This is a genomic window from Undibacterium hunanense, assembly GCF_014284335.1.
Lineage (GTDB): Bacteria > Pseudomonadota > Gammaproteobacteria > Burkholderiales > Burkholderiaceae_D > Undibacterium > Undibacterium hunanense.
Genome location: NZ_JACOGF010000015.1, coordinates 109,182 through 135,389, shown reverse-complemented (window position 1 = coordinate 135,389; position 26,208 = coordinate 109,182). Strand labels below are relative to the sequence as shown.

Genomic DNA, 26,208 nt, shown 5'->3' with positions numbered 1-26,208 from the left:
GGGTGAAACGAAATAAGCTACCTCTTGCCTGCTACTGGCTCAAGCCCAGTCTCTGCAATCGCGCCAGCATTTTTTTCTGACGACAAAAAGTTCAACAATGCCTGTGCCTGAGGCTGCACTTTGCTGCCAGTGACAATGGCAGCAGAAAAAGCCGTCGTCAATTGCACCTCTTGCGGCAGCAGGCCAACAATATCTATGCCTTCTACCGGCAATAGTTCGCTGCGCTGCTGGCAACCAAAATCGGCTTCGCCATGGGCAATAATTTCACCGACTGGTGTGGCCGGAATCTGCGCTGCCTTGCCCTGCATCTGTTCGGTGATCTCCAGTTTTTTCATCAACTGGTGTTTGATATATTCACCACTGGCGCTATCGGAATAAGCCACCTTGCGAGCCTTCAGAAAAGCATTCTTCAAACCATCAACGGTACTGATGTCGGGTTTGGCATTGCCTTTTTTTACTGCGCAGGCGATCGGTGAATTGGCCAGCACCACCTTGCTGCCAGCTACCAGCTTGCCTTCTTTCATCAGGGTGTCGAGCGAATCGCCGACCATGATGACGACATCAATTTCTTCGCCGCGTGCCATGCGCACCGGGATGGCATTGGTGGTCGTACCCATGGACGGGCCCCAGCCGGACACCAGCTTGTCGCCGCTGGCCTGTTCATAGGCGGGTGCCAGGTTTTTGTAAGCCTGGGCAAAACCGCCAGAACTGACCACCCTGATGTCGGCAGCCATCGCCTGGCTGACTGTGCTCAAGCTGGCAACAGCCAGTGCAAGCAGGGTGAAATTGGTTTTAATATTGAAGCGGAAGATAAATTGAGACATGGTGATTCCTTTCATTGGTCAGAACTTGTGCATCAGGCCCAGCGTCAGCCCAAGGCCGTTGCTGTTGTTGGCCTGGCTGCCAGTGACACCGGCAGCATTGCCCTTCCAATTAGTGTAATCAGTTTCGATATACACGGTGCTGCGTTTTGACAAAGATTTTTCCAGGTAAGCGAAGCTGCGGTCAAAGCCATCATCGACAAAGCCGCTGGCTTCGCGGCGCACGCGGTAATACGCAGTGGTCAGGGTCAGATCAGGGCCTACCAGCATGGCCACACCCGCAGAAGCGATACGCTGACGAGTTTGTCTGGTGGTGCTGGTGTCGGCGCGATTGCTGCCGAAATTGGCCTTCAACTGCACGTTACCCAACTGGTAAGCCGCACCCAGGGTATAGGCTTGCAGGCCAAAATCGGCACTGTTCTTAAACTTCATATAAGCGCCAGAAACACTCAGGCCATCCTGTTGATAGGCCAGGCCGGCACCCATGGTGGATAAGGCACTGCTATTGCCAGCCACTTCACCAAATGAATACGATACACGCGCTACCAGTGGACCAAAGTCGCCGGTGTATTTCAGCATATTATCCAGACGATAATAATTGTCCGCATAGCCGCTGGTGCCATATTGCACGCCAAATGCATGCGTGCCAAAAGCGGTATTGCTGAGTGCGGTGACATTGATATTGGGGTTGAAGCTGGCATAACGCATGCCCAGCGGGTCTACCGGCGAAATAGCATCAGACAGGATGGTCGCCTGGCGACCCGCAGTCAGGCTGCCATAGCCGGATTTGATGCCGACAAAGGCCAGTCGGTCAAACAGCTTATCTGATTTGGCAGAGGCGCCGGTATCGATATTCAGGCCACCTTCGAGCTGGAATACAGCGTCCATGCCATCGCCCAAGGCTTCTTGCCCTTTGATGCCCCAACGGCTGGTATTATTGATGCCGCTGCTTAAAGCGGCTGTCGAACCGGATGCGACCGGCGCATTATTGGCGTTGATACCCGTACTATAATGCACGCCCAGATCGGCGATGCCGTACGGTGTCACGACGGATTGGGCAAAGGCATTACTACTGACACCCAGCAGCATGACGATGCAAGAAGGTTTGAACATGTTGTCTCCAAAGTTTTTGTGCCTTCTTGATGAGGCATTTTGATTGCAATAATGCTATGTGACGAACAGGTCTATGAGCAGGTCGATTCACATACTGACAATACTGTCGCCTGATATTTCTTTGGTCTGCATCATCCTTCACATGGCATAATTTGTGAATTGCAATATTTCTTAAGATTAATGCATGGGACGCATCAATTTCGATTTACAGGAACTACAGGCTTTCGTGGCCGTGGCCGATCGCAGCAGCTTCAAGCAGGCTGCCGAAGACCTGTTCCTGTCGCAGCCGGCATTAAGCCGCCGCATAGAAAAGCTGGAAGACACGCTGGGCGTCAAATTATTTGAACGCACTACGCGTCGCGTACAACTGACTAATATAGGCCGGGGGTTTCTGGCCAATGTACGTACCGCGCTGGATGAACTGGAAGGCGCGATACTGGGTGTGTCTGACCTGGCCGCACACCGCACCGGCATTGTCACCCTGGCCTGCGTGCCATCGGCCGTGCATTATTTTTTACCGGCGGTGCTGAAAAACTTTACCGAACGGTTTCCCAAGATACGTGTACGCATCCATGACGAGAGCGCGCAAGACGTGCTGAACCTGATCCTGGCTGGCGAAGCCGATTTCGGCATCAATTTTGCCGGGGCCGAAGACCCCGAGATCGACTTCAAGCCCATCTATAAAGAGAGTTACGTGCTGGCCATGCGCCATGACCATCCGCTGGCCAGGCGCAAGAAACTATCCTGGAAAGAAACCGCCAACGAACGTTATATTGCCGTGTCCAAATCCAGCGGCAACCGCAGCCTGATCGACAGTGCCCTGGCAGGGGTGGAAAAACATCCGGCCATCTTTTATGAAGTCAATCATGTATCCGGCATCCTGGCGCTGGTGGAAGCCGGCATGGGTGTAGCGGCAGTACCGCGTTTATCCCTGCCCCCGCATATGCAGGCCACGCTGGTCGGCGTGCCTTTGGTGAACCCGCCCATCCACCGCACACTGGGCCTGATCTGCAAGCGCGGGCGCATCATGCCGCCAGCCGCGCAAACTCTGTTTGATATGCTGGATCAGAGTATCAAGAACGATAAAAAATCCCTGCCCTGATGAAACTGTCTTTCCCTTTTGCATTTTCCTTTCTGAAACGCGGCCTGTATGTCCAGGTCATCTGCGGAGTCATCTTAGGCATAGGCTTTGGTTATGCCTGGCCGGCACTGGGGACTGAACTGAAACCTTTGGGCGACGCCTTCATCAAGCTGGTCAAGATGATGCTGGCACCACTGGTGTTTTGCACGATCGCCGGTGGCATTGCCAGCCTGAATGAGCGGCGTGGCATAGCCAAAACCCTGCTCAAGGCGATGGCGATCTTTTATCTGCTGACCTTGCTGGCGCTGTTGCTGGGCTGGCTGGCCGCAGCCATCATGCAACCGGGCGCTGGCTGGCATTTTCATCCTGCGGCGGCGGACAAGAATGTCATGTCTGCCCTGTCCAGCACCATGGAAAACCAGGGCCTGGCGCGCTTTGTCCTGCACATCATACCGGCCACCTACGTCGGTGCCTTTGCCGAACCCGAAGTCTTGCCGGTGTTATTGCTGGCCCTGCTGACCGGCTTTGCCATGGCACGAACGCGCCGCCCCGGCGACCGCATGCTGCATGTCGTGGATGAATTAAGCCGCCTGTGCTTCAGCATTTTTGGCAGCATCATGAAGCTGGCCCCCGTCGCTGCCTTTGCCTCGATGGCATATACAGTAGGGCGCTATGGCATACAATCCATCGCCGGTTTCAGTTACCTGATCCTGAATTTCTACCTGGCCTGCGCGGTATTTGTGGTCGTCATCCTGGGTGGTCTGGCCAGACTGCATGGTTTCAGCCTGTGGAAACTGCTGCGCTACATACGTGAAGAATTATTCGTGGTACTGGGCACCTCATCGTCCGAGCCGGTACTGCCGCCACTGATGCAAAAACTGCAGGCCCTGGGCTGCAAGAAAGATGTCGCCGGGCTGGTGCTGCCGATGGCGTATTCCTTCAACCTGGACGGCACCGCGATTTACCTGACGCTGGCTTCGCTGTTCATTGCCCAGGCTTGTGACATACAACTCAGCAACGGGCAAATTCTTGGCCTGATCGCCACCATGCTGTTGACATCCAAGGGAGCTGCCGGTGTCAGCGGCAGTGGCTTTGTGGCGCTGGTGGCAACGCTGACCGTGATCCCCGACTTGCCACTGGCGGGTGCCACCCTGCTGCTGGGCATAGACCGCTTCATGTCAGAAGCCCGCGCCCTGACCAGCACCATCAGTAATGTCGTGGTGTGCCTGGTGGTGGCGATGTGGGAAGGTGCCTGTGACAGGCAAACCCTGAAGCAGCAACTGGATCAGCGGGATTAAAACTGTCTCCTACACAGACCTTGATTTTTCTACAAACAAAAAAGCATCATCCGCCAGTTTGCGCAGCAGGCGTGCCAGTTCGGTCACATCCTTTTTATCCCAGTCGGCCAGCAGTGAAGTCATGATTTTTTCCCTGGCGCCATCCAGCGCCGTGGTCATCACCCTGCCCTTTTCCGTAATCACGGCTTCCTTGATGCGGGCATCCTGCGCATTGACCTGGCGCGTTACCAGACCCGCCCCTTCCAGCTTCGTAATCTGACGGCTGACGGTGGTGTAGTCGCGGCCACACAGTTCCGCCAGTTCACCTATGCCCAGCGGCCCCCGGCGCTCCACACGCACCAGCAGGGGGAACAGCGCACGATCAAGATCAACACCCGCGACAGCGATTAGCGCTGCGTCTGGCTGTGGGCGATTCAGGACGCCAGTCAGGTCAAGCAGCGCCTCACGCAATTGCATTATTTCTTGCTTCATGCTTTTCTTTCTGATTTAATATGTGCATAATACACTCAATTATTCAAAAACCTTCGCCCTCGCTACAGGGCTAATCTTCATTTCAGGAGTGATCTATGAAAGCAGCAATTATAGTTGAGGCAGGACAGCCGCCGGTCTATGGTGACTTCGATGACTTCGGTAACTTCGGTGATTTTCAAGAGCCTCCATCCGCCCTCGCACCAGGCAAAAGCCTGATCAGGGTAAAAGCATCGTCCATCAGTCATGTGACCCGCAGCCGCGCGTCTGGCCAGCACTATAGCGCTGACATGACAAGCGACTTCATACCCGGCATTGATGGCACGGGTGTGGATGAAAACAATCAGCGCGTCTATTTCCTGTTGCCAGATAAACCATACGGTGCCATGGCAGAATGGTGCATCGTCGACAAGACACATTGTGTCGCCCTGCCAGACAGTCTGGATGATGCCGTGGCCGCTGCGTTGGCGATTCCGGGCATGTCTTCGTGGGCGGCATTGATGGAACGTGCGGGCATGCAGGCTGGAGAAACAGTCCTCATCAACGGTGCCACCGGCGCATCTGGCCGGCTGGCCATACAGATTGCCAAGCATCTGGGTGCAAAAAAAGTCATTGCCACGGGACGCAATACCGCCGTCTTTGATGATCTGCAACTGCTGGGTGCAGACGTGACCATCAACCTGAATCAGGACAAAGACGCGCTGGAACAGGCCTTCAAGCAGGAATTCCAGCAAGGCATCGATATTGTCCTGGATTATCTGTGGGGACCAAGTGCCGAACTGCTGCTGATCGCCGCCGCCAAGGCCAGTCCGGATGGCTTGCCGGTCCGCTTCGTGCAGATTGGTTCGGTCGGCGGTGCAGACATCAATCTGCCAGGCGCGGTATTGCGTTCATCGGCTTTGCAACTCATGGGTAGCGGCATAGGCAGCGTTCCTTTTCCCAAGCTGTTCAAGGCAATCAAGTCGGTGTTAAGTGCCGCGCCGCTGGCCGGTTTCAAGATAGCCATCACTCCCATGCCGCTGGCAGATGTCAGCCAGGCCTGGCGTATAGACAGGGCCGACTCACGCATCGTCTTGCTGCCCTGACCGGACTGGCATAGCTTTATTTTACGGATTGCCGACAAGCCGATTCCGCCGACAGGAATCGCACTGGCAATCTGTGAAGACTGTGACAACTGTGACAACTGTGACAACTGTGACAACTGTGACAACTGTGACAACTGTGACAACTGTGACAACTGTGACAGCTGTCGCAATCAGGATACACTGTGACTTTCTACCGACTATCTACTATCGGCATGCAGGCGTATCAATGAAGCACTGGCCCCTCTTATCCCTGCCCGCCCTGATGGCGGCTTGCCTGATCACCTTGCCGCTGTCTCTGCTGGCCGGGGAAAAGATCATTGCCGTCACCGAAGAATACCCGCCCTACAACTATACTGAACAGGGCAAGCTGCAAGGCTATTCGGTACAACTGGCAAAAGAGTTACTCAAGCGCGGTCATCTTGATTATCAGATGCAAGCTTATCCCTGGGCACGTGCCTACCAGATGGCGCAGACCCAGCCGAACGTGCTGATCTTCAGCATCGTCCGCCAGCCAGAACGTGAATCGCAATTCCAGTGGATAGGCACGATCGCCAAACGTGAAGCCTATCTGTACAAACTTGCTGCACGCAAAGATATTCGCGTCAACACCATAGAAGATGTGAAGCGCTACAAGGTTGGCGTCAACAAAGCCGACATCACTGAAGACACCCTCAGGCAACATGGTTTTGAAGTCGGTAAAAATATCGATATCTCACCCCAGGACAAATCAAATATCAACAAGCTGTTGCTGGGTCGCATCGACTTTATCATCGGCACTGAATTATCGATGGCATATTTATGCCGACAGGCCGGTGTCAGTCCGGACAAACTGGAACGCAGCATTCTGCTGGCCGATCATGGCGACTATTATCTAGCCATGAGCCTGCAGACCCCAGCCAGCGTCGTCAACACCTTGCGCGCCGAACTGACTACGATGAAAAAGAATGGCGAGCTCAAGCGCATCGCCAGTCAATACCTGTCAGCCAGATAAATTCTCTGGTGCAGCAAACATTCTCCCCCCCACAAAAGTACACCACAAGACACAACAAAGTTATCTTTTTGTCACTTAATTTGCAATCATTTACTTGCAAAGTGGCAAGGATAAGCCGATAGTGAATAGAGAGACCAAGTACCTCGGAGACAAAATATCTACCTCTTACTGTTGCCCCACAAGTTAAACAAAACCAGCGGGCAAGACAGTTATGCAGGCCACCGCTTTACCCAAAGCGACATGTAAGCGACATGTGTTTGATTTTGCAGTGCACTTCCCTTTGCTGGAATCAATGAGGACATCATGAAAATTAAAAATCTTCCTATCGGTACACGGCTTGGTATCGGCTTTGGTCTGGTGCTGCTGCTGGCCACCATCTCGTCCTGTATAGGTCTGTGGCGTTTGAATGAAGTCGCCAGCAATACCCGCGCCATGATGCAGGAACCGCTCAAAAAAGAACGCATGACGGCTGAATGGTACCGGATTACCGTGGCGGGCCTGAAACGCACGCTGGCCATTGTCAAAAGCAGTGATGATTCCCTCGGGGATTTTTTTGCCAGCGACATCAAGGCATCTACCGCTCGCAATAGCGAAATCCAGAAATACATGGAAGAGCATGTCAGCTCGCCCGAAGAAAAAAAATTGCTGGACAACATTGTCACCGTACGCAAGCAATACATTGCCACCCGTGACCTGATAGGCAAGGCAAAAAAAGACGGCCAGGCAGATGATGTCGCCAAGTTGTTTGAAAAATTCATGCCGCTGTCTGAAGCCTATCAAAAAAGTGAACTCGATTATCTTGAATTCCAGCAGCAGGAAGTCGATAGCCTGAGCCATGACGTAGATGCCATCGCTGTCAACAGCCGCATCCTGATCAGTGTACTGATCGTGACTTTTGTGCTGTTTGGCAGTTTGTGTGCCTGGTATTTGACCCGTGGCATCACCCGCCCCATGAACAGTGCTGTCACACTGGCCCGCAGTGTCGCCGATGGTGACCTCACCAGCCATATCGAAGTCAACTCCACCGATGAAACCGGCCAGCTCATGCAGGCCTTAAAAGACATGAATGACGGGCTGCAAAAAATTGTCAGCGAAGTGCGTGACAGTACCGACACCATCGTCACCGCATCGACAGAAATTGCCGCAGGCAATATGGACCTGTCATCACGCACAGAAAGCCAGGCTGGCTCACTCGAAGAAACCGCTTCATCGATGGAAGAGCTGACCAGCACCATGCAACAGAATTCGCAAAATGCCAAAGAAGCCAACAACCTCGTCAACGCTGCATCCGAAGCGGCAGTCAAAGGCGGTTCTGTAGTGTCGCAGGTAGTCGATACCATGGGTTCCATCAGCGCATCATCCAAAAAGATCGTCGATATCATTGCCGTAATTGATGGCATCGCCTTCCAGACCAATATCCTGGCATTGAATGCCGCCGTCGAAGCCGCCCGCGCTGGTGAACAAGGCCGTGGTTTTGCGGTGGTGGCATCCGAAGTACGCAACCTGGCCCAGCGCTCTGCCAGCGCTGCCAAGGAAATCAAGGAACTGATCGCCGACTCGGTAGAGAAAGTGGATGAAGGCGCACGCCTGGTCGACCAGGCCGGTGCCACCATGACAGAGATCGTGCAAAGAGTCGCCCACGTCACCAACATCATGAGCGAAATCAACAACGCCAGCAATGAACAGTCTGCCGGCATACACCAGATCAACCAGGCCATCATCCAGATGGACAATGTCACCCAGCAAAATGCAGCCCTGGTGGAAGAGGCTGCCGCTGCCGCACAAAGCCTGCAAGACCAGGCAGCCAATCTGTCAAATGTGGTCAGCATTTTCAAGGTCAACCGTCAGGTCAACTATGCAGCACCGGCAGCAACGCGCCCGCTCAAGACAGCTGCCATATCCGGCAACAGGGTGACTTATCAGCATTAACGATGTACATGATGGACGCCAAAAAACCATCGCGACAGGCGCAGGCATGACATGAAAATCTTGCCTGTCCTGTCCACCGTGCTTGCCCTGCTCATGTTCGCCTGCCAGTCTGATAGCATGGCCAGCACTATCATACGCGTCGCCGCCCAGGAAGCGTCTGAACCCAAGTTCATTGCCATCAGCCAGCAAGGCAAACCCGCTATCGGTGGTATTTGCGTTGACATCATGCGGGCGCTGGAAAAAGTTGACCCTGAATTAAAATTCGTCGGCGACCAGACCTGGCAACCACGCATCCGCATTGATGCCGGCATGAACGCCGGCAACATCGACGCCATCTGCGGCGTGCAGCGCATAACGCGCAATACCTCGCAATATCACTTTCTCGATACCGTGCTGTTTAGTGTCAGCTACCTGCTGGCCGTACGCGCCGATGACGACATTGACATCCAGAACTGGGACGACATCCGCAAGCTCGGTGACAAAGGCGTCATCCTGGCCCTGCACGGCTTTGGCATCGTCGATATCCTTGAAAAAATGGGTGGCCTGAAAGTGGATTCCGGGGCCACCTCGTCCCTGTCCAACCTGAACAAGCTCATGGCCGGACGTGGTCGCTTTTATTGCCACCGTTCGCCCGGCATCAAACTGTCGATACAGCAGGCTGGTCTGGCAAAAAAAATCCGCCTGCTGGCCAAACCGCAACTTTCAGAAAAATTTTACATGGCCTTGTCCAAAACCGTGCCAGCCGACCAGGCCAAAAGAATCAGCAACGCCCTGGTAGCGCTGGAAAGCAGTGGTGAATTAAGACGGATATTTGAAAAATATCCGGAATGAAGACCACCGCCCATTCATGCATCTGCCTGCCGTGCAACATCACCATACCGCTGCACCCAGGTCCAGGCAACAGCGGTTGTCAGCAGTGCGCATATGCCTATACCTTCGACCATGCCTTCGCGGCCTGCTGGTAATGTAGCTTTCAGGATTTCACCCAGCACAATGGCCACCGCTGTAATCAGGAAACCACATAGCGAAGACGCCGTCGCCGCCAGTTTGCTGAACGGTGCCGACACGGCCGATTGGCCGCAGGACTGGTGAATGGCATGTGCAAACAAGAACAGTGATTGCGGCAGCAGGATGGCCCAGATCGATTGCCAGCCCATCTGGTTCAGCATCACGATGGCGACACCACCAATCAACGTAATCAAACCCGCGATTTTCAAAGTCGTGCGTATGCCATGCTCAGCCAGCCATTTGCGGCAGGCAAACGTACCGGCAAGATGTACCAGGGAACTGAGGGAAAACAGATACCCCAGATCCAGCGCATCCAGTCCATACAGATCAGTAAAAACAAAGGGAGACAGCGATAGGAAAAAATAATGGCCGGAATAACTGAATGCCGTCAGCGCCGCATAACTTAAAAACAGCGGGTGTTGCAAAATCTGCCGGAACTGGTGCATGCACTGTTTCAGGATATCGGCGATGCTCGTTTTTTCAGCGTGTTCAGCGTGTTCAGCGTGTTCAACGTCATCGGTGTCATCAGTGTCCATGGTGGCCGGAGCCGTTTCCGGCAGTCTTAGGGCAATGAACACCAAGGCCAGCGCACTACAGACTATCAGCGTACCCAGCGCGGCACGAAAGCCGCCGACATAAATCAGGCTGGCACCAAGCAGCGGGCCAGTCAGTGAAATCAGGCCCAGCCAGGAGAAAGACAGCGACAATATGCGTATCCCATCCACCGGCTGAAAACAGTCACGCACAATGGCGCGTGCACAGACACCGGCAGCAGCAATCCCCAGCCCCTGAAAAACACGGCCTGCCAGCAATACACCAAGTTCGCTGGTGAACGTGACGAACAAGCTGGCAAGCAGCAACATGCCCAGACCAAACAACAAGACCCACCTGCGCCCCAGCCTGTCGGCCACCGGCCCCCAGATAATCTGGCCAAAGCCAAAACTGATGACCAGTATCGACAACGTCATTTGCGCTTCGGCGTCAGAGATGCCCAACTGCACTTTCAACAATGGCAACGCTGGCAAATACAGATAGCTGGCCACAGGATGCAAGCCAAGTAGCAGCACCAGCACAAACAGCAAAGTGCCCTGGCGCATCTGTTGGATTGTTTTTACGGGCATCAGCGCTTTCTTTTACCTGAGGAGAAATTCAGTTCCCATGGTAGCAGCCAGCAATAATATGGCCATGACAGTTTGGTGACAGCGATTATCAGTACGTCAAAAGAAAAAATGCTGCTTCAAAGGTAATGATGCTGCACCAATGGCCGTTGCGTCACCACTGATTTCTGAAGCGACAATGAGCGCCTGTGGGCGTTGCACCCCACGTCTGGGGATATTGTCGATGACCAGCCTGGCGATCAGGCGCTCTGCCAGTACCTTTGGCAAACGCCCTCCCAGGACAATGCGTTCGGTATCAAGTATGCCGACAATGGCAGATGTCACCAGCGTCAGCGCTGGCAGGCAACGGTCTATCCAGCGGTCTACACAAGGCCAGGCTGGGTTAAGCTGCTCCAGCATGTCGTGGATAGTGGCAAAGGACTGGCCATCTTCATGACACATCAGACGCAGCATTTCCAGCGTTGGCCTTTCCAGCCCCTGCCCCGGCAGGAAACCGGCAAATTCACCGGCATTGCCATGGGCACCGCGCATGCACTGGCCCTGGTACACAATACCGCCGCCAAATCCATGACTAAAGAACAGATAGGCAAAATTCTGGCAGTGCATGCCCACGCCCAGCAGGCTTTCACCGATGGCTGCGGCATTGCCGTCATTGTCCAGCCAGACCGGGTAGCCCAGTTCTTTTTCCAGCAAGAGATCGAGGTCGATCAGCGCCAGGTCATCCAAAGGTTCGGGCGGGTTCAGTCTGGCGCCCTGGCCGACAAAAAAACCTGTCATGCCCACGCCCACCCCAAACAGGCGATTGCGCGCCATCGGGTGCAGGTCCAGCAACTGGTCTATGGCGATACGCAAGTAGCTGCACAATTCCAGTCGCGTAATGGGGGCCATGCGTTTGGTGGACTGCCCGATCAGGTTGCCGGCAAAATCGATCAGCACCAGATTGATTTCATCGGTGGCGATAGAGGCACCGATACAAAATGCAAAGTCTGCCACCAGGGCAATCTGGGGACTGGGTTTGCCCCTGGCCTTGCTGGGCAGGGCATCGGTAAATACCAGCAAACCCCGTGCGGCCAGGTCATCCACCAGTCGCATGACGGATTGTGCCGCCAGACCAGTCACCCTGGCCAGATCCGCCCGCGTCACCGCCACCTTGCGGCGCACCAGATCCAGCAACTGCCTTTCATTGGCGGTCACCGTGACAGGCTCACGGACTTCACGCGAAAATTTGCTGTGAAACCGCAGGCTGGAATGAGGATTATTTTGATGTGGCATTGAAATGGCAAATTCAAGGTGAATACAAAGCACAATAAAGATCTGCCGACAGTAGCATCACCACGGCACACGATTGAATTAATTATATAAAAATTAAATCACTTACGCTGAGTAAATATGCGTGCTAGGCAATTGGCTGGCTTAATTCTGTCATTACAGACCGTCATTCTCGTCCGCCAACACTGCTGTCCAGAATAATGTCCTTGACAAACAATAACGAATAAATTCCCTCCCTTTCAAGGGGATGGCGTCGGGGTTTCACAAAGCACGCTTTGTGCCGACAGAATCTAAGCCGCTTGCAAGCGGCGCAGTGGACGGCTTAGGGTGGGGATGGGTTTCGGTCAATTGACGATAGATGAATTTACGCCGGAAACCCATCCCCATTCCAACCATTCCACCGCGCAGCTTGCAGGCTGCTTAGAAATTTGCGGCACAAAGCTGCGCTTTGCGAATTCCCACAAATCTCCCCTTGAAGGGGAAGGAGCTTCAAGCACGACCGCCGGCAAGAATGTTCATTTGCAGAATTAAGTCTTCGACATATAAAAATCACCAGGACACTGCTCGTACTTGATGTTCAGAACGAGTCAAGGGCATTATTCCGGACAGCAATGCGTCCGCCCAGGTAGCGCCCCCTCTTTAAATTTGCCAGTAAAGCAATCATTCACATAAAAACCACAAAATCATACATGGTTCAGGTTTCATGTAATAATTAAGTCACAGGAAGTGAATAAAATAAAAAAAGACGAGCTGACCCTTTTTCCAGGGCAGACGAACTAACCAAGAGGATGACAAATGAAACCAGCACCCTATTTCCGTGATTGCCGCCATCTCCAGCGCAAGCCTGCCCTGTTGCCACAGCTATGTGGCCTGAGCCTGATTGCCCTGGCGGTTAACAGTGCCTACGCACAAACCACACAAACTGCACAAACCGCCGAAGACGATAAAGTCAGCACGATTACTGTCACCGGCAAGGCATTGGCGCTGAACAAGGCCATCTCGCTGAAGCGTGACGGCAATACCATAGCCGACGGTATTTCTTCCGATGAAATCGGCTCCATCCCCGACTTTGGCCTGGGCGAAGCAGTACAGCGTGTGGCCGGGGTGTCGATGATTTTGAACAATGGCCGGGGTGAAGCACAGTTCATGACCCTGCGTGGTCTGAACCCTGATTACAATACCCTGACCATTGATGGCATCACCTTCCCCGGCACAGAAACCACCAGAAGAACAGTGTCGCTGGACGTGCTGCCTTCGTCATTTTCAAAACAGGTGAATATCTATAAAAGCCTGAATGCCGACATGGATGGCAATGCCATCGGTGGCACCACCAACCTGGTGACCCGCAGCGGCCTGGATAAACGTGGCTTTCATGTCTCTGGCAGGGCCGATGTCTCGCAATGGCGGGCGCTGGAAAAGAGTGATTCCAAACCATCCGGGCAAGCTGAAATGACCATCAGCAATACCTTTGGCAGCGATAATCAGTTCGGTGTACTGATGTCTGCCGGTTATTACAAACGGCAATCGTCGTCCTTGCTGACGTCGCTCGACAGCTATAGTTATTTCCCGACCACAGGCAGCCAGACCAATGCGGCCAAAATCAACCAGACCACAGCCAGCGTGGATGGCAGCATCGCCTTCCCGGACCGCGAAAGATGGCTGACCTATGACAATAACCGCGAGCGCAAAAGCCTGTTCGCCCGCTTTGATTATGATAACCGCGAAAACCTGAGCGCCCACCTGACCGCAGGTGCGTTCGAACATGTCAACACCGAAGACCGCCGCTCGCAATGGCTGCAAAATGCCACGGCAGCGACTTCCCCTGTCAATATCATTTCCGCCACTGAAGGCAGCGTCGGCGTGGGGCAATCACAAACTGACTATTCTGCCTTCACGCAAACCCGCCGCATCAGTTATGTAGAAGCCGGTTTTGCCTACATGCCAGCCAAAGACAGCGTGATTGAAGCCGTCGTCAACAGTGCACTGGGCAGCTACCGGCAAGAATCGCAGTTATATACCTTCGTCAGCGCCAACTCTGCCAGCCTGGCGTATAACTACAGCGCCCAACCTGGCCAGATGCCTGTCCTGACACCGGTCAACCGCGCCTATCTGCAAGATGCCAGAAACTTTACACAGACTGAAAACACACGCAATGACGAACAAAGCAAAAACCGTTCAGTCGTCGCGAAAATCAGTTTTTCAAAAAACCTGGAGGAAGGCTCTACCGGCTGGGGTTACAAAACAGGCCTGCAATCCAGGAAGCTGACACAAAACTATAACTTCGATGAAGTATTGAAATACATTCCTGCGACCGGCGTCAGCATCCCGCTATCTGCAGTAGGTGCCAGCTCCGTAGCAATCACACCGTACACCAGCAACGGTCAGACCCTGCTTTTGGCTGATCCTGCCAATGCACAGGCTTACCTGAACGCCAATCCGGGCAAGTACGTTCTGTCCAGCGCCACCATGATCACCAACAGCACGCAAAAAGACTTCAACATCAAGGAAGATGTGAATGCGGCCTATGCCATGGCAGCCTACCGTGCCAAAAACTGGTCAGCCACGGCAGGTCTGCGCTATGAAGAAACCAAACTCGATATCGACACCTATGTGCCTGCGCCGCTGAACCAGACTGCCGTCTTTGCCCCAAGCGCAATGCATTCGTCCTATGCCAAAGCCCTGCCGTCTCTGAACCTGATCTATGATTTCAGCGACAGCCTCAAATTAAGAACAGCCTACAACAAATCACTGGGCCGCCCTACCTATGCTGACCTGGCACAAAATTCCAACAGCGTCAGCGGCACCACCATCAGCATCACCCAGGCCAATCCCAACCTGGTAGCGCGCACGGCCAATAATTTCAATGCATCGCTGGAATGGTATCCATCCAACACCAGCATGATCTCGGCCGGTGTTTTCCGCAAAGACATCGACAATGAAATTGCCAAGCTCACCCGCACAGAAAACGTGACGATAGCCGGCACCATTTACCAAAGTAATACAACGCAGGCACAGAATGTTGGCAGTGCCAGCGTCACCGGGCTGGAACTGCAATTGGTGAATACAAAATTCAGCAGCCTGCCCGCCCCTTTCAATCAGTTTGGTGCAAGCTTCAATTACACCATCATGGACATGAACCCGTCTTCCATCACCATGCAAAACAAAACGCAAAGGCAAATGCCAGCCCTGCTGGAATCGGCAAAATCCATCGCCAATGCGTCGCTGTTGTGGGGCAATGGCAATGTCAGCGCGCAACTCAGCTATAACTGGACTGGGCCAACCCTGATCACCCTGTCCACTACCAATGCTGCGCAGGATGTGTATTACAAAGCCTTTGGTACCTTTGACAGCCAGATCAAATATGCGTATTCAAAACGGCTGGGCATTGTGATGCAGGCAAAAAATCTCTTGAATGCACATCCGGGCCGCACCACCGGCCTGCAACAACAATTGGTACAGCAAGAATTTGACAATGGTCGTGCGCTATTCCTCGGCCTGACCTACGCCATGTAAAACAGACACTCAAAAAAATTGATAGCCCGTGGCGGCCAGGTACGCTGCCACGGGCAAGATGGAGAAAATCACATGCAAATCAGCAGAAGACGATTACTGTTAGGGCTGGGTAGCACGGTCGGTGCAGTCGGTGCCAGCCTGCTCAAGCCTGCCTGGGCCGGTGCTGTTGAAGCACAAGCCTGCGATGGCGCATCCCCTGTTCCCACCACCAAACCTGCGGATACCGGGCCGGGTAAAAAATTCGGCACAGCAGGAGAAGTGCAGTTCTTCCCCGGTAATACCATCATCTGCCACCTGCCGCCCACCAGCGCGACACATACCGAAGTTGCAATCGCCTGGCAGCAGTTGCAAGACCTGACAGGCAAAACAAATATCACCTGGCTACCGCCCACTTCGTATCATGTGACGATTTTTGAAGGAGTGGTAGATGCGGTAAGGCGGCCCGGCAACTGGCCGCATGGCCTGCCGCTCGATGCACCGCTGGAAGAATGCCATCGCTACCTGGCTGAACGCCTGCGCCAGTTTGATCTTGGCGTCACACTGCCACTGCGCTTCGTCATTGATGACACCCCCAGGCAAAAAATCAGGACTGCCATCCCGCTCAAATGCATAGATGATGCCGAGGCCAGAAAGCTGAGCGACCTGCGCAATCGCCTGTCACTGGCGACCGGCATCAGGCAAGCGAATCATGACAACTATGAATTTCATAGCACGGGTGGCTATTACGTGAAGCAGTTCAGTAACTGCGAGGCAAGCACTTACCAAAAGAATTTCCAGGCAATGCTGAGCAAGCTGAAAAAAAAGCTGCCCATCATTGAATTAGGCAACCCCGAATTTACGCAGTTCAGTGACATGAGCCATTTTGAAAGGCAGTTTTATCTGTCCAGCCGCAGTTAGTTACAGTTAGTTAGTCCACTGCCTAAACTTTTTCCATGCCAGACAGACAAATCTGGTTACGTCCCTGCGCCTTCGCGGCATATAGTGCTTCATCGGCGCGGGTGACGGTTTTTTCAAATGGTTCACCTACCTTGTATTGAGCGACACCTATCGATACCGTAAAGTTGATATGTGATCCGGCAAAGATGATCACATCAGCAGCCACGGCAGCACGTACCCTTTCCAGGCAAATCAGACCGACATCAAGTTCTGTTTCCGTCAACAGAACAAGAAACTCTTCGCCACCCCAGCGCGCCAATGTGTCGGTGGTGCGGATATTGGCCTGTACCGTCTGGGTAAATTTTTGCAATGCCATATCACCAGCCTGATGGCCATAAGCATCATTGACCCGCTTGAAATAATCAATATCCAGCATGGCCACCAGCAAGGGATGCGATGTGCGGTTGGTACGCTGGGTTTCGCGCTGTATCAGTTCCAGCATATAACGTCGGTTGGCGGTGCCGGTCAATTCATCATGATTGGCCGTCAGCTGGATTTTTTCCAGCGCCTGCGTCAGTTGCTGCTTCTGGTGGCGCATATGCTCGCGCATTTCACGCAGACGCCAGGTCAGGAAGGTGGAACTGGCAAGTACAATCACCACCATGAAGAAATAGGCCCCGTACAAGGACGCGGCGTCGTTGCCGCCCTCATGCTGAAGTGCAAACAGGATGGCTGCACCAAACAAGACCAGACCATATACCGCAACAGTGACCACCTGGCGTATCGACAAACCAAACATACCAAACATCAGTATCACCGCCAGCAGCGGCAAAGTCACGCCACGGCCATCCCCCGCCAGGGCAAAAGCAGCTGCATTACAGGCAATGGCACTTAACATTTGCACAAAGGCCATCGACGGATCAGCCCAGCGCATCGAATAACCACTGCGTATCAACACATACACAATCACAAGCCCTGTTGTGCAACAACTGGCCCAGATCGTGACATCGCCCATACCGGCAATACCAACAGCCTTCATGAAAAACAGCACGCCCATGCTGGCCAGCATCAACAATGCAGCCAATACAAACTGACTGGTACGGATGCGCATCGCCTTTCCGGTGCCTAACACCAGATCCAGACCACGCCTGATCCCCGTCCTTTTAGTGGGCATACCTGAGACTCCGAGAATTACTCCTGAAAGCAATCTTTCCTATCGACAATAGTACAGGAAGTAATCTTGCGTATATGTCAAAAAACGTGTATTCCGCTTAAAGTGCACGCTTATGACTTCATCATACATTGACACATGCCTGTAACACGCGCATAAAACTGATTTGTATCAGGCAAAATCAACATATTTACCAAGGCAGGCTGGCCTGCCACGGAATTGGCATTCGCGCTATGCCGATGTTGTATAAACGTAGCGCACGATGGCCATGCTCAGCGCAAACAGATAACCGCAGGCAAAGCGGTTCATTGGCGAACGTGCACTGCCACCAGATCGCCAACCGGCCACCAGCGCCAACACGATACCGATACCAACCGGCATCAGCACCAGATTCAGCAGACGTGCCGACGCCGCATGGATAAAGTGGTGAGGAAAAATCAACAGGCTGACACTACCAGCGACCAGACCGAAAACGGTATAACCCAAGCCTGCCAGCCACGGGTTAACCGGCCCTTGCTGACGCCTGTTCCAGGCAAGACCGCCACAATTTGCCAGAATTTCAGCAAACAACTGCAACAGCACTTCGCCAAAGATTTCAAAGATGATTTCAATCATGTGCAGTGCACCAGCAAGGTAAATGAAATGGAAAGGAAAGCGGGATAGAAAGCGCGGTGGAACACGAGATGAAAACAAGCCAAAAACGAGCCAAAAACGAGATGAACTCGAGCTGAAAACAACGCAGCATCCCACACCGCGCCGTATAGTGCGCAGCGTGGTCTATAGTGCCAAGCTCGTCAAAACTTCTCGCTGGCTCCTAATGCAGCAGCAATTGCACGGCCACCATCGCCTGTGCCGCAAAACCCGTGAGAAAAGCCAGCGTACGTATCCAGGGTATGCCCAGCGTGTAAGTGACAGCATGTACCAGACGTGCCCAGAAATACAGCATGCTGGCCGTGGCGACGATAGCGTTCGATACGCCCATGGCATTTGCCAACAAAATCAGCGTGGCAAACACCACCAGATTTTCCACCGCATTGCCATGCGCCTTCATCAACCTTTGCGCCCATTTGGACTGAGGTTTCGGTTGCTCTTCATACCCAACCGCAGAAATCACCCCACGGGTCAGCACCCGTTCAAGAACATACGGCACCCACAAAACACCGGTCAGCGCCGTGGCATAGCAAAGATAGAGCAGTTCTGGCTTCATTTTGTCTCCCTGATGATTTATATCGTCGTCATTATTGCGACGCCCAGAGATTATGATGCCCTGCTTTATTTTTGTGCAATTTTTTGCAGAAATTGAGGTGTTTCTTGTACAAATACGACCATTAAAACAACCGCATCCAGTCGCACGTGCACGCGACGCGCGATTCTATCAAATGACTATTGAGCAACACAATAACTTATAAAAAAAATATTTATTCACATTTTTTAACAAATATCTAAAACTTCGGTTTATGCTTATTTAATCGACGAATGATTGCGCTAACAATGAATATTGCCGAAGATAAATGAAAATACCATACAGAAATAGGAAATTTGACGCAAATAAGGGTACTAATGAGTAACTCCAACCCTTTATTCCGCCCCGAAGTCACCGCAGCCTTAGGTAGTCAATGGATGGGCTCCATCCGCCTAGCACAACCCGCCTCGGCAAGTCTGATTGCTATCGTGGCAATGTTGATCGCCGCCGCATTGATTGCCTATATCACTTTTGGCAGTATTACCAAAAAAGCCCGTGTCACCGGCATTACTGTTCCAGTTGGGGGCCAATTAAGTGTCGCTGCGCCCAATGCCGGTATCTTGCTGAACACCCACGTCAAAGAAGGCGAACTGGTCAAAGCTGGGCAAGTCCTGTTCACCATCAGTACAGAAAGACAAAATAGCCAAGGTGAAATCACTGCCCTGGTCGCCCAACAACTTGCCACCCGTGCGGACAGTCTGGCAGCAGAACAAAGACTGCGCCAAACCCAGTATCAAGAAAAGAAACTGGCACTAAGCCAAAGGCTGGCGAATCTTGAGCAAGAATACAGCCAGCTTGAACAGGAACTGGCCCTGTCACTGCGCCGCCAGCAACTGGCACAACAAAGCGTCAGTAAGTTTGAAACCCTGCAAGGCAATGGCTATGTCTCTGCGGCCCAGACCCAGCAAAAGCAGGAAGACCTGATCGACATCAGCACACGCCTGAGCACCTTGCAACGTAACAAGACCCAGCTACAGGCGAATAAAATCGCCCTGCAAGATGAACTTAATACCCTGGCAAACACACTGGCCACCGATCTGACACAAATCGACAGGGCCAAAGCCAGCCTGAAGCAGGAAGTGGCAGAAAACGCAAATCGTCAGTCCAGCCAGATTACTGCACCACAAGCAGGTACAGTAACGGCGCTTACCAATCAAAATGGACAAGCCATCAATGCGGGTCAGGTATTGGCGAGTTTGATACCGTCAGACACCAAAGGGAACGTGGATAAATCGAAGGATGATCAAACAAGCGCTCAAACCGCTGGTCTACTAGAAGTGCATCTATATGTACCCAGCCGCACTGCCGGCTTCATCCAGCCTGGGCAACAAGTATTGATTCGTTACGCAGCCTTCCCCTACCAGAAGTTTGGCTTGCACACAGCAACAGTAACCGACGTCAGCCGTACTCCATTTGCACCGTCGGAGTTACCACCCCATCTGGCAAGCACCATCTTGAGCAATGCCCAGCAGGCAATCAATGGGTTTAACAGTAACGAAGCTTTGTATCGCGTCAGGGTCAAGCTGGATGAGCAAAGCATACAAGCCTACGGGCAGCCACAAGCCATCAAGCCAGGCATGACGCTGGAAGCAGATGTGTTACAGGACAGTAGAAAGATTTGGGAGTGGGTGTTGGAGCCAGTGCTGGCGATGACACAACATGCCTGAATTCAGGATGACAAGGATTTCAAATTCGAGTGCTGAGTCTGTCGGGAAACCCCAACAGACTCAGTTCGAAAAAACCGTTCAAGGTATTCGAGACCGAGAACGGAGCAGTAAAACCATGCCATGAGGTATGGTTCCCTTTAACCAAGTGTAAGGATACACAAAATGTACGTAATTACAAATGAAGCATTGCTGAATCAAGTGGGTGGTGGTGATCTCGCAAGTGACGATAGTCTGAAAGACTTGGTTAATGAGCAAGCCCAGACACAAGTCTATGTCAATGGCTGCATTGATTCGCAGGTAGGGGATGTTGCAACCTGGACTTGTCAAGATGGTTCATACCATGTATTCCAAGATAGCGATCGGGGCGGGAATAATTTTAACACATGGTCAACTTTCCCTGACGGTCAGGAAATTATCATTTACAACGATGGCACTATTCATACAGGTAACTGGAACGATGAAATTGATCCTTGAACTGAACCTTAAAATGGAGATCATTTTAAGGAATATTTAAAGCGGTTGCAGCCAGACAAGTATCTATTAAGATTTTAAATTTATACTTGTCTGGTTTGACGAATTGTGACCAACATGGCAATAAAGAAAACGAAATGAAACATAGTTTAAAAATTGCATTCTTCCATTTTTTTTATGCTTCTTTTTTCACACAGTCAAATGTTTTTGCTGCATCAGTGGAAATAGGAAAGACTTCAAACGTGGAATGGTTTGTCGGTGTGATCAACCCAGAGTCAGTTGCAAAATTCATCACCAAGATGGAAGGCAAAAAAATAGATCGCATTGGTCTCATTTCTCCTGGTGGAGATGTGGGCGCTGCAATAGCGTTGGCACGATGGATCAAGCAAAGGGATCTTGATGTTCAAGTCAGAACATTTTGTATTTCATCCTGTGCAAATTATCTATTTATCGCAGGAAAAAACAAATACATTGAAAGTGAGGCATTAATTTCTTGGCATGGAAGCGTAGAGCAAAAGAATTTTCGAAATTTCCAAACGGAGTATGAAAATATAAAAGAAAAATCAGAAAAGAAAGAAGTTGAACTTTCAGAAGTCGAGAGAAGATTTTTGATCGATATGGCAAAAAAATATGTCCGCTTGAAAGAAATACGGGAGCTCCAACAGAAGTTTTTTTCTGACATGAAGGTTGATGAAGAAATTACGCGCTTGGGGCAAGAACCCATACTTTATTCCATGGGGAGGTGGACGGCTTCGACAGCAGTAATGAAAAAATACGGAATCACTAATGTGTTCGCGGACGACAATTACGGCAAGTTCGATTACATGAAAAATTCCAAGTTTACTCCAATCGTATTTCGAAAAGGACTGCTCAGTTTTGATCTCGATGAGCAGGACAAATTGATTCCATTGATAGAATAATTCGTCGATAGAAAGTGATCATTAGCATCCATCTCTTTACGTCCGCTTACAAAAACCAATGTCCCCCTTCCTCCAAACCAAATTCAGCGAATGCGGCCTTGTATGGTTGTCAGTCACTTTGGCTATCACACTGACCCCGCTGACCTGCGCCGTCAATTCTCCATCAGTCTCAAAGGTGCGACGCTGGCGCAACTCATGTGTCATGCATCGGCCAGGCATGACGCTGAAAGCAGATGTGTTACGGGGCAGTAGAAACGCTTGGGAATATATGCTGGAAATAGTGCCGGCGATAACGCAACATGCCTGAATGCAAAATAAGCAGAGAATTTCAGATTCGAGTGCTGAGTCTGTCGGGAAAACTCAACGGACTCAGTTCGAAAAAACCGTTTAAGGTATTCGAGACCGAGAACGGAGCAGTAAAACCATGCCGTGAGGTATGGCTTCCCTTAACTATATGAAGGATACAAAAAATGTATGTAATTACAAACGAAGCACAGTTGAATGATGTTGCTGGTGGTGAATGGGGTGATATTTATCTAGCTGACACTGAAAAGCTAGCCAGCAATGACCTTGATGCATTTGGACTTTCTTGCGAAAGGGCAATGAGCGGTACGAAAGACGTTGTCCTTACAGCATGCGGTTCGGCTCCTGGGCTAACGAAATTTGCGTGTGCAGCAGTAGTGAGTGTTGGCGGCGATCTTCTGAAAGACGTTGTATGCGCTCCAAGTACACCAACCACAACAACTGTTCCAGACATTCCAATAAATGACTTTAATGGTAGTTGCTTATCAGACTCAGCATATCAAAAAGCTGTGTCTGACGCCATGACTAAGGCAAGTACGCCTTAATACCCATCAAATCATCAGGCAATAAGTAGATTCAAGCGACATGATTGATAATTATGTCGCTTGAAAAAATTGAAAGAAATTATGAAGCTACTGAACATAACGGCGAGGTTTTTTGCAGCGTTGACAATCTTTTGTTTTGTTCTTGCCCATGCACAAGCGAACGACAATACGCCACTTTATCGCGTAAAAAAATCTGAAAAAACAATGTACCTCTTAGCTTCCGCGCATATGTTAAGCCAAGACGACTACCCGTTAAGTAAAAAATTACCAGAAGCTCTAAAGTCATCAGATGTACTGGTAGTTGAAGCGAAAGGCAGCTTTCTAAGCCAAGAAAATTTTCCAATTGTCGAGGAACTTTTAAAACTTCCTCTTGGCAAGGGTGCTGCCGATTATGTAGGAAAACAAGAATTCGAATATGCATTGTCGTTGGTTAATCCTCAGTTTTTTAAATATAAAGATTCTCTACTGGACGTAGTTAAAAAATCGCATCCATATTTACTAACCATACTGATAGAAAATAGTACCCCGTCACCACTAGAGTTTATCCCTGCGATCGGCATAGATCGCTATATGTTAGATCTGGCAGCTAAAAAGGGAATGCGAATTGAGGAATTGGAAGGCGTAAAACACAACTCCATGTCTTATCTGAAAATGCTTTCAGAAAATGAAGTGAAATCGATGTTAACTGGTGTAGTTAAACTGAATCAATCTCAGGAATTACGTGTTCGCCTAGGAACGAACGCCAAGCAAATGTTACAAGCATATCGTGAAGGTGATTTGAAAAAATTATCAGACTTAGAATTTAACGCTTGTAGCAATATTCTGAATTATCCACTTACGTATTGCAAAACCATTTTTACAGCAAGAAATAATTTCATGACTCAAAAAATTGAGGAATATTTTCAGAAAACTGAAACTTATCTTGTGGTGCTTGGTTGCTCACATTTTGTCGGAAATGACGGAGTATTAGACGGCTTACGCAAAAAAGGCTATCAGATAGATATTTTTCAGCAGAATAAATAAATCCTTAAATTGTCGAATTATTTATCAACTGAAAAATTTTCTTAATGAAACTCTTCCTTCAAACAGAATCCAGCGAATGCGGCCTGGCCTGCCTCGCCATGATTGCCAGTCACTTCGGCTATAACACTGACCTCGCTGATTTACGTCGTCAATTCTCCATCAGCCTGAAGGGAGCTACTCTGGCGCAACTTATGCGTCATGCGTCTGCCATGCAGTTGAGCAGCCGCCCCTTGCGCCTGGAACTGGATGAACTGGATCAACTGGCCTTACCCTGCATCCTGCACTGGAACCTGAATCACTTCGTGGTGCTGAAAGCGGTACGCAAGGACTGGCACGGCAAGCAGACACTGATTTTTCTTGACCCTGCTGTGGGTGAACGTCGCGTCTCAGTCGAAGAAGCATCCAAACATTTTACCGGCGTCGCCCTTGAACTGGCACCCAGCCCTGCTTTTAAACCTAAAGACGAGAAGAAGCAAGTTGCCCTGCGTGATTTAACAGGTCACATCGTCGGTCTGCGTCCGGCCATCGTCAAAGTGCTGGCCCTGGCACTGGCGTTGGAAATCTTCGCGATTTGCTCACCTTTGTTCAATCAGTTTGTCATCGATGAAGTGATTGTCAGTGGCGATAAAGAATTACTGGTGGTGCTGGTGTTTGGTTTTGCACTGTTGATGGTCACCCAGAATGCCATAGGACTGGCACGTAGCTGGTTTTTGATGCGCTGGAGCATGGATATCAGTCTGCAATGGTCAGCACGGGTATTTGCGCACCTGGTGCGGCTACCTGTTGTGTATTTTGAAAAGCGCCATCTCGGTGACGTAGTATCGCGCTTTGGATCTATCGGGGCAATACAGGGTACGTTAACCAGCATGTTTGTTGAAAGCGCACTGGATGGCTTGATGGCCTTGCTGGCCTTTGTCATGATGCTGGTATACAGCATGAAGTTGAGCGCGCTGGTCATAGGTGCGGTGGTCTTGTATGCTGGCTTGCGCTGGGCTTTCTACCAGCCGTTTCGTGAAGCATCGAAAGAAAGACTGGTTCTGTCCTCCAAAGAAAGCAGTCATTTCCTGGAAACCATGCGGGCCGTCACGCCATTAAAATTGTTTGGCCGTGAGACTGAACGCCTGTCGCGCTGGCAGAATTTGAAGATGGATGTGCAGAACCGCGATATCAAGACGCAAAAGCTGTCTATCATCTTCAAGGTCAGCAATACGCTGATCTTTGGCATACAGGGTCTGGCTCTGTTTTATATTGGTGCTGGCCAGGTCATGCAAAACACGCTGACGGTTGGTATGCTTATGGCTTTTTCCAGTTATGCAGGCACGTTTACTGGCCGTATTTCCAGCCTGATTGATGTCTTTATCAGTTACCGCATGTTGAGTCTGCATAGTGAAAGGCTGGCCGATATCGTGCTGGAAGAGGCAGAACCAGAAACAGCAATGGAAACGGATGTCTCGCGCATTCATCCTGAGATTACTCTCAAAAACATCAAATTCCGTTATGCGGAAGGTGAACCCTGGGTATTGAAGGATATTAACCTGACTATCCCGGCAGAGCAAAGCATTGCGCTGGTTGGCCCCAGTGGTTGTGGCAAGACAACCTTGTGCAAGATCATCCTTGGTCTGTTAAAACCAACTGAAGGCGAAGTCCTCATTGACAATATTCCCATCACGCAACTGGGTGTCAAAACTTACCGGCAACTGGTGGGAACAGTGATGCAGGATGATGTTTTACTAGCGGGTTCCATCATGGACAACATCAGCTTCTTTGATAGCCACATCAATCAGGAACGTGTCGAAGAAAGTGCCATGCAGGCCGCTATCCATCAGGAAATCAGCGCCATGCCCATGGGCTTTCAGACGCTGGTGGGGGATATGGGCAGTAGCCTGTCTGGCGGACAAAAGCAGCGCGTCTTGCTGGCCCGCGCCTTGTACAAACAACCCAAGGTACTGGCGCTGGACGAAGCGACCAGCCACCTCGATGTAAATAATGAACACAAGGTCAATCAGGCTTTAAGTCAACTGAAACTCACCCGTATCATGGTGGCGCACAGGCCAGAAACGATTAATGCAGCGGAACGTGTGGTGTCCATACAAGATGGTACCGTTATAGAAGTGCGAGCAGCGGTGACCAAGGCAGTGTTGGAGGATGTGAATGGGTTGAAACTTGCGTAAAAATTGGTCTGCTCCGAATGAGATAAGAAATTGACTTTCGTGTACAGCAACCTGCTACGAAACGGTAATTGTCAGGTTTTTGAGATAACTATTTTGAACGCAGAAGATAAGCCTATTTCATATC

Annotated in this window: 22 protein-coding genes; 14 read left to right on the top strand and 8 right to left on the bottom strand. The window is 51.1% G+C overall.

The annotated features are described in order from the left end of the window. Positions 1–17: 17 nt before the first annotated feature. Together H8L32_RS23350 and H8L32_RS23345 are read right to left on the bottom strand one after the other, a co-directional pair. The gene (locus H8L32_RS23350; RefSeq protein ID WP_186949937.1) at positions 18–824 is read right to left on the bottom strand and encodes a substrate-binding domain-containing protein; all 807 of its coding nucleotides are present in this window, start codon (positions 822–824) and stop codon (positions 18–20) included. An 18-nt stretch (positions 825–842) separates the two neighbouring features. Next, entirely contained in the window at positions 843–1,934 is a 1,092-nt protein-coding gene (locus tag H8L32_RS23345) for a porin (protein ID WP_186949935.1), read from the bottom strand. Between the two features lie 184 nt (positions 1,935–2,118). Here H8L32_RS23345 and H8L32_RS23340 point away from each other — a divergent pair, with 184 nt between their 5' ends. Continuing rightward, the gene (locus H8L32_RS23340; RefSeq protein WP_186949933.1) at positions 2,119–3,036 is read left to right on the top strand and encodes a LysR family transcriptional regulator; all 918 of its coding nucleotides are present in this window, start codon (positions 2,119–2,121) and stop codon (positions 3,034–3,036) included. Continuing rightward, positions 3,036–4,313 carry a cation:dicarboxylate symporter family transporter gene (locus H8L32_RS23335; protein WP_186949932.1) on the top strand — a complete coding sequence of 426 codons (1,278 nt, stop codon included), beginning with the start codon at positions 3,036–3,038 and terminating at the stop codon, positions 4,311–4,313. The genes H8L32_RS23340 and H8L32_RS23335 overlap by 1 nt, the downstream gene beginning before the upstream one ends. Positions 4,314–4,322: 9 nt before the next feature. Here H8L32_RS23335 and H8L32_RS23330 read toward each other — a convergent pair whose 3' ends face one another. Further along, positions 4,323–4,784 carry a MarR family winged helix-turn-helix transcriptional regulator gene (locus tag H8L32_RS23330; RefSeq protein WP_186949930.1) on the bottom strand — a complete coding sequence of 154 codons (462 nt, stop codon included), beginning with the start codon at positions 4,782–4,784 and terminating at the stop codon, positions 4,323–4,325. Between the two features lie 95 nt (positions 4,785–4,879). Here H8L32_RS23330 and H8L32_RS23325 point away from each other — a divergent pair, with 95 nt between their 5' ends. From H8L32_RS23325 to H8L32_RS23310, 4 genes are all read left to right on the top strand, one after another. Next, on the top strand, positions 4,880–5,866 hold the full coding sequence (locus H8L32_RS23325) for a quinone oxidoreductase family protein (protein ID WP_186949928.1): 987 nt from the start codon (positions 4,880–4,882) through the stop codon (positions 5,864–5,866). Between the two features lie 226 nt (positions 5,867–6,092). Continuing rightward, on the top strand, positions 6,093–6,857 hold the full coding sequence (locus tag H8L32_RS23320; protein ID WP_186949926.1) for a substrate-binding periplasmic protein: 765 nt from the start codon (positions 6,093–6,095) through the stop codon (positions 6,855–6,857). A 303-nt stretch (positions 6,858–7,160) separates the two neighbouring features. Next, entirely contained in the window at positions 7,161–8,786 is a 1,626-nt protein-coding gene (locus H8L32_RS23315) for a methyl-accepting chemotaxis protein (RefSeq protein ID WP_186949925.1), read from the top strand. Between the two features lie 51 nt (positions 8,787–8,837). Continuing rightward, positions 8,838–9,617, top strand: a complete 780-nt coding sequence (locus H8L32_RS23310) for a substrate-binding periplasmic protein (protein WP_186949923.1) — start codon at positions 8,838–8,840, stop codon at positions 9,615–9,617. Between the two features lie 14 nt (positions 9,618–9,631). On the opposite strand, the gene H8L32_RS23305 is transcribed toward H8L32_RS23310, so the two are convergent. Beyond that, the gene (locus H8L32_RS23305; RefSeq protein WP_186949921.1) at positions 9,632–10,915 is read right to left on the bottom strand and encodes an MFS transporter; all 1,284 of its coding nucleotides are present in this window, start codon (positions 10,913–10,915) and stop codon (positions 9,632–9,634) included. A 96-nt stretch (positions 10,916–11,011) separates the two neighbouring features. Continuing rightward, complete coding sequence (locus tag H8L32_RS23300; RefSeq protein WP_186949919.1) at positions 11,012–12,184, bottom strand: ROK family transcriptional regulator; 1,173 nt, start codon at positions 12,182–12,184, stop codon at positions 11,012–11,014. A 792-nt stretch (positions 12,185–12,976) separates the two neighbouring features. Between H8L32_RS23300 and H8L32_RS23295 the strand changes: the two genes are divergently transcribed. Both H8L32_RS23295 and H8L32_RS23290 read left to right on the top strand, forming a co-directional pair. Further along, positions 12,977–15,694, top strand: a complete 2,718-nt coding sequence (locus H8L32_RS23295; RefSeq protein WP_186949917.1) for a TonB-dependent receptor — start codon at positions 12,977–12,979, stop codon at positions 15,692–15,694. Between the two features lie 72 nt (positions 15,695–15,766). Next, the gene (locus tag H8L32_RS23290) at positions 15,767–16,591 is read left to right on the top strand and encodes a DUF1868 domain-containing protein (protein WP_186949915.1); all 825 of its coding nucleotides are present in this window, start codon (positions 15,767–15,769) and stop codon (positions 16,589–16,591) included. A 22-nt stretch (positions 16,592–16,613) separates the two neighbouring features. On the opposite strand, the gene H8L32_RS23285 is transcribed toward H8L32_RS23290, so the two are convergent. The 3 genes from H8L32_RS23285 to H8L32_RS23275 all read right to left on the bottom strand — a co-directional run bounded on the left by H8L32_RS23285 (position 16,614) and on the right by H8L32_RS23275 (position 18,948). Continuing rightward, positions 16,614–17,744, bottom strand: coding sequence for a GGDEF domain-containing protein (locus H8L32_RS23285; RefSeq protein WP_186949913.1), 1,131 nt, complete (start codon positions 17,742–17,744; stop codon positions 16,614–16,616). A 228-nt stretch (positions 17,745–17,972) separates the two neighbouring features. After that, positions 17,973–18,356 carry a hypothetical protein gene (locus H8L32_RS23280; protein ID WP_186949911.1) on the bottom strand — a complete coding sequence of 128 codons (384 nt, stop codon included), beginning with the start codon at positions 18,354–18,356 and terminating at the stop codon, positions 17,973–17,975. Between the two features lie 199 nt (positions 18,357–18,555). Further along, positions 18,556–18,948 carry an MAPEG family protein gene (locus H8L32_RS23275; RefSeq protein WP_186949909.1) on the bottom strand — a complete coding sequence of 131 codons (393 nt, stop codon included), beginning with the start codon at positions 18,946–18,948 and terminating at the stop codon, positions 18,556–18,558. A gap of 353 nt (positions 18,949–19,301) precedes the next feature. Here H8L32_RS23275 and H8L32_RS23270 point away from each other — a divergent pair, with 353 nt between their 5' ends. The 6 genes from H8L32_RS23270 (at position 19,302) to H8L32_RS23245 (ending at position 26,084) form a co-directional block, all read left to right on the top strand. Beyond that, a complete protein-coding gene (locus H8L32_RS23270; RefSeq protein WP_186949908.1) occupies positions 19,302–20,651 on the top strand; it encodes an HlyD family secretion protein in 1,350 nt (449 codons plus the stop codon). Positions 20,652–20,813: 162 nt separating this feature from the next. Next, complete coding sequence (locus tag H8L32_RS23265) at positions 20,814–21,125, top strand: hypothetical protein (protein WP_186949906.1); 312 nt, start codon at positions 20,814–20,816, stop codon at positions 21,123–21,125. 134 nt (positions 21,126–21,259) lie between these two features. Continuing rightward, positions 21,260–22,042: a hypothetical protein gene (locus H8L32_RS23260; RefSeq protein WP_186949903.1), complete on the top strand. Its 783-nt coding sequence runs from the start codon at positions 21,260–21,262 to the stop codon at positions 22,040–22,042. A 470-nt stretch (positions 22,043–22,512) separates the two neighbouring features. Continuing rightward, positions 22,513–22,890: a hypothetical protein gene (locus H8L32_RS23255; RefSeq protein ID WP_186949902.1), complete on the top strand. Its 378-nt coding sequence runs from the start codon at positions 22,513–22,515 to the stop codon at positions 22,888–22,890. A gap of 60 nt (positions 22,891–22,950) precedes the next feature. Further along, positions 22,951–23,913, top strand: a complete 963-nt coding sequence (locus H8L32_RS23250; RefSeq protein ID WP_186949900.1) for a TraB/GumN family protein — start codon at positions 22,951–22,953, stop codon at positions 23,911–23,913. 44 nt (positions 23,914–23,957) lie between these two features. After that, positions 23,958–26,084 carry a peptidase domain-containing ABC transporter gene (locus H8L32_RS23245; protein ID WP_186949898.1) on the top strand — a complete coding sequence of 709 codons (2,127 nt, stop codon included), beginning with the start codon at positions 23,958–23,960 and terminating at the stop codon, positions 26,082–26,084. Positions 26,085–26,208 lie beyond the last annotated feature (124 nt).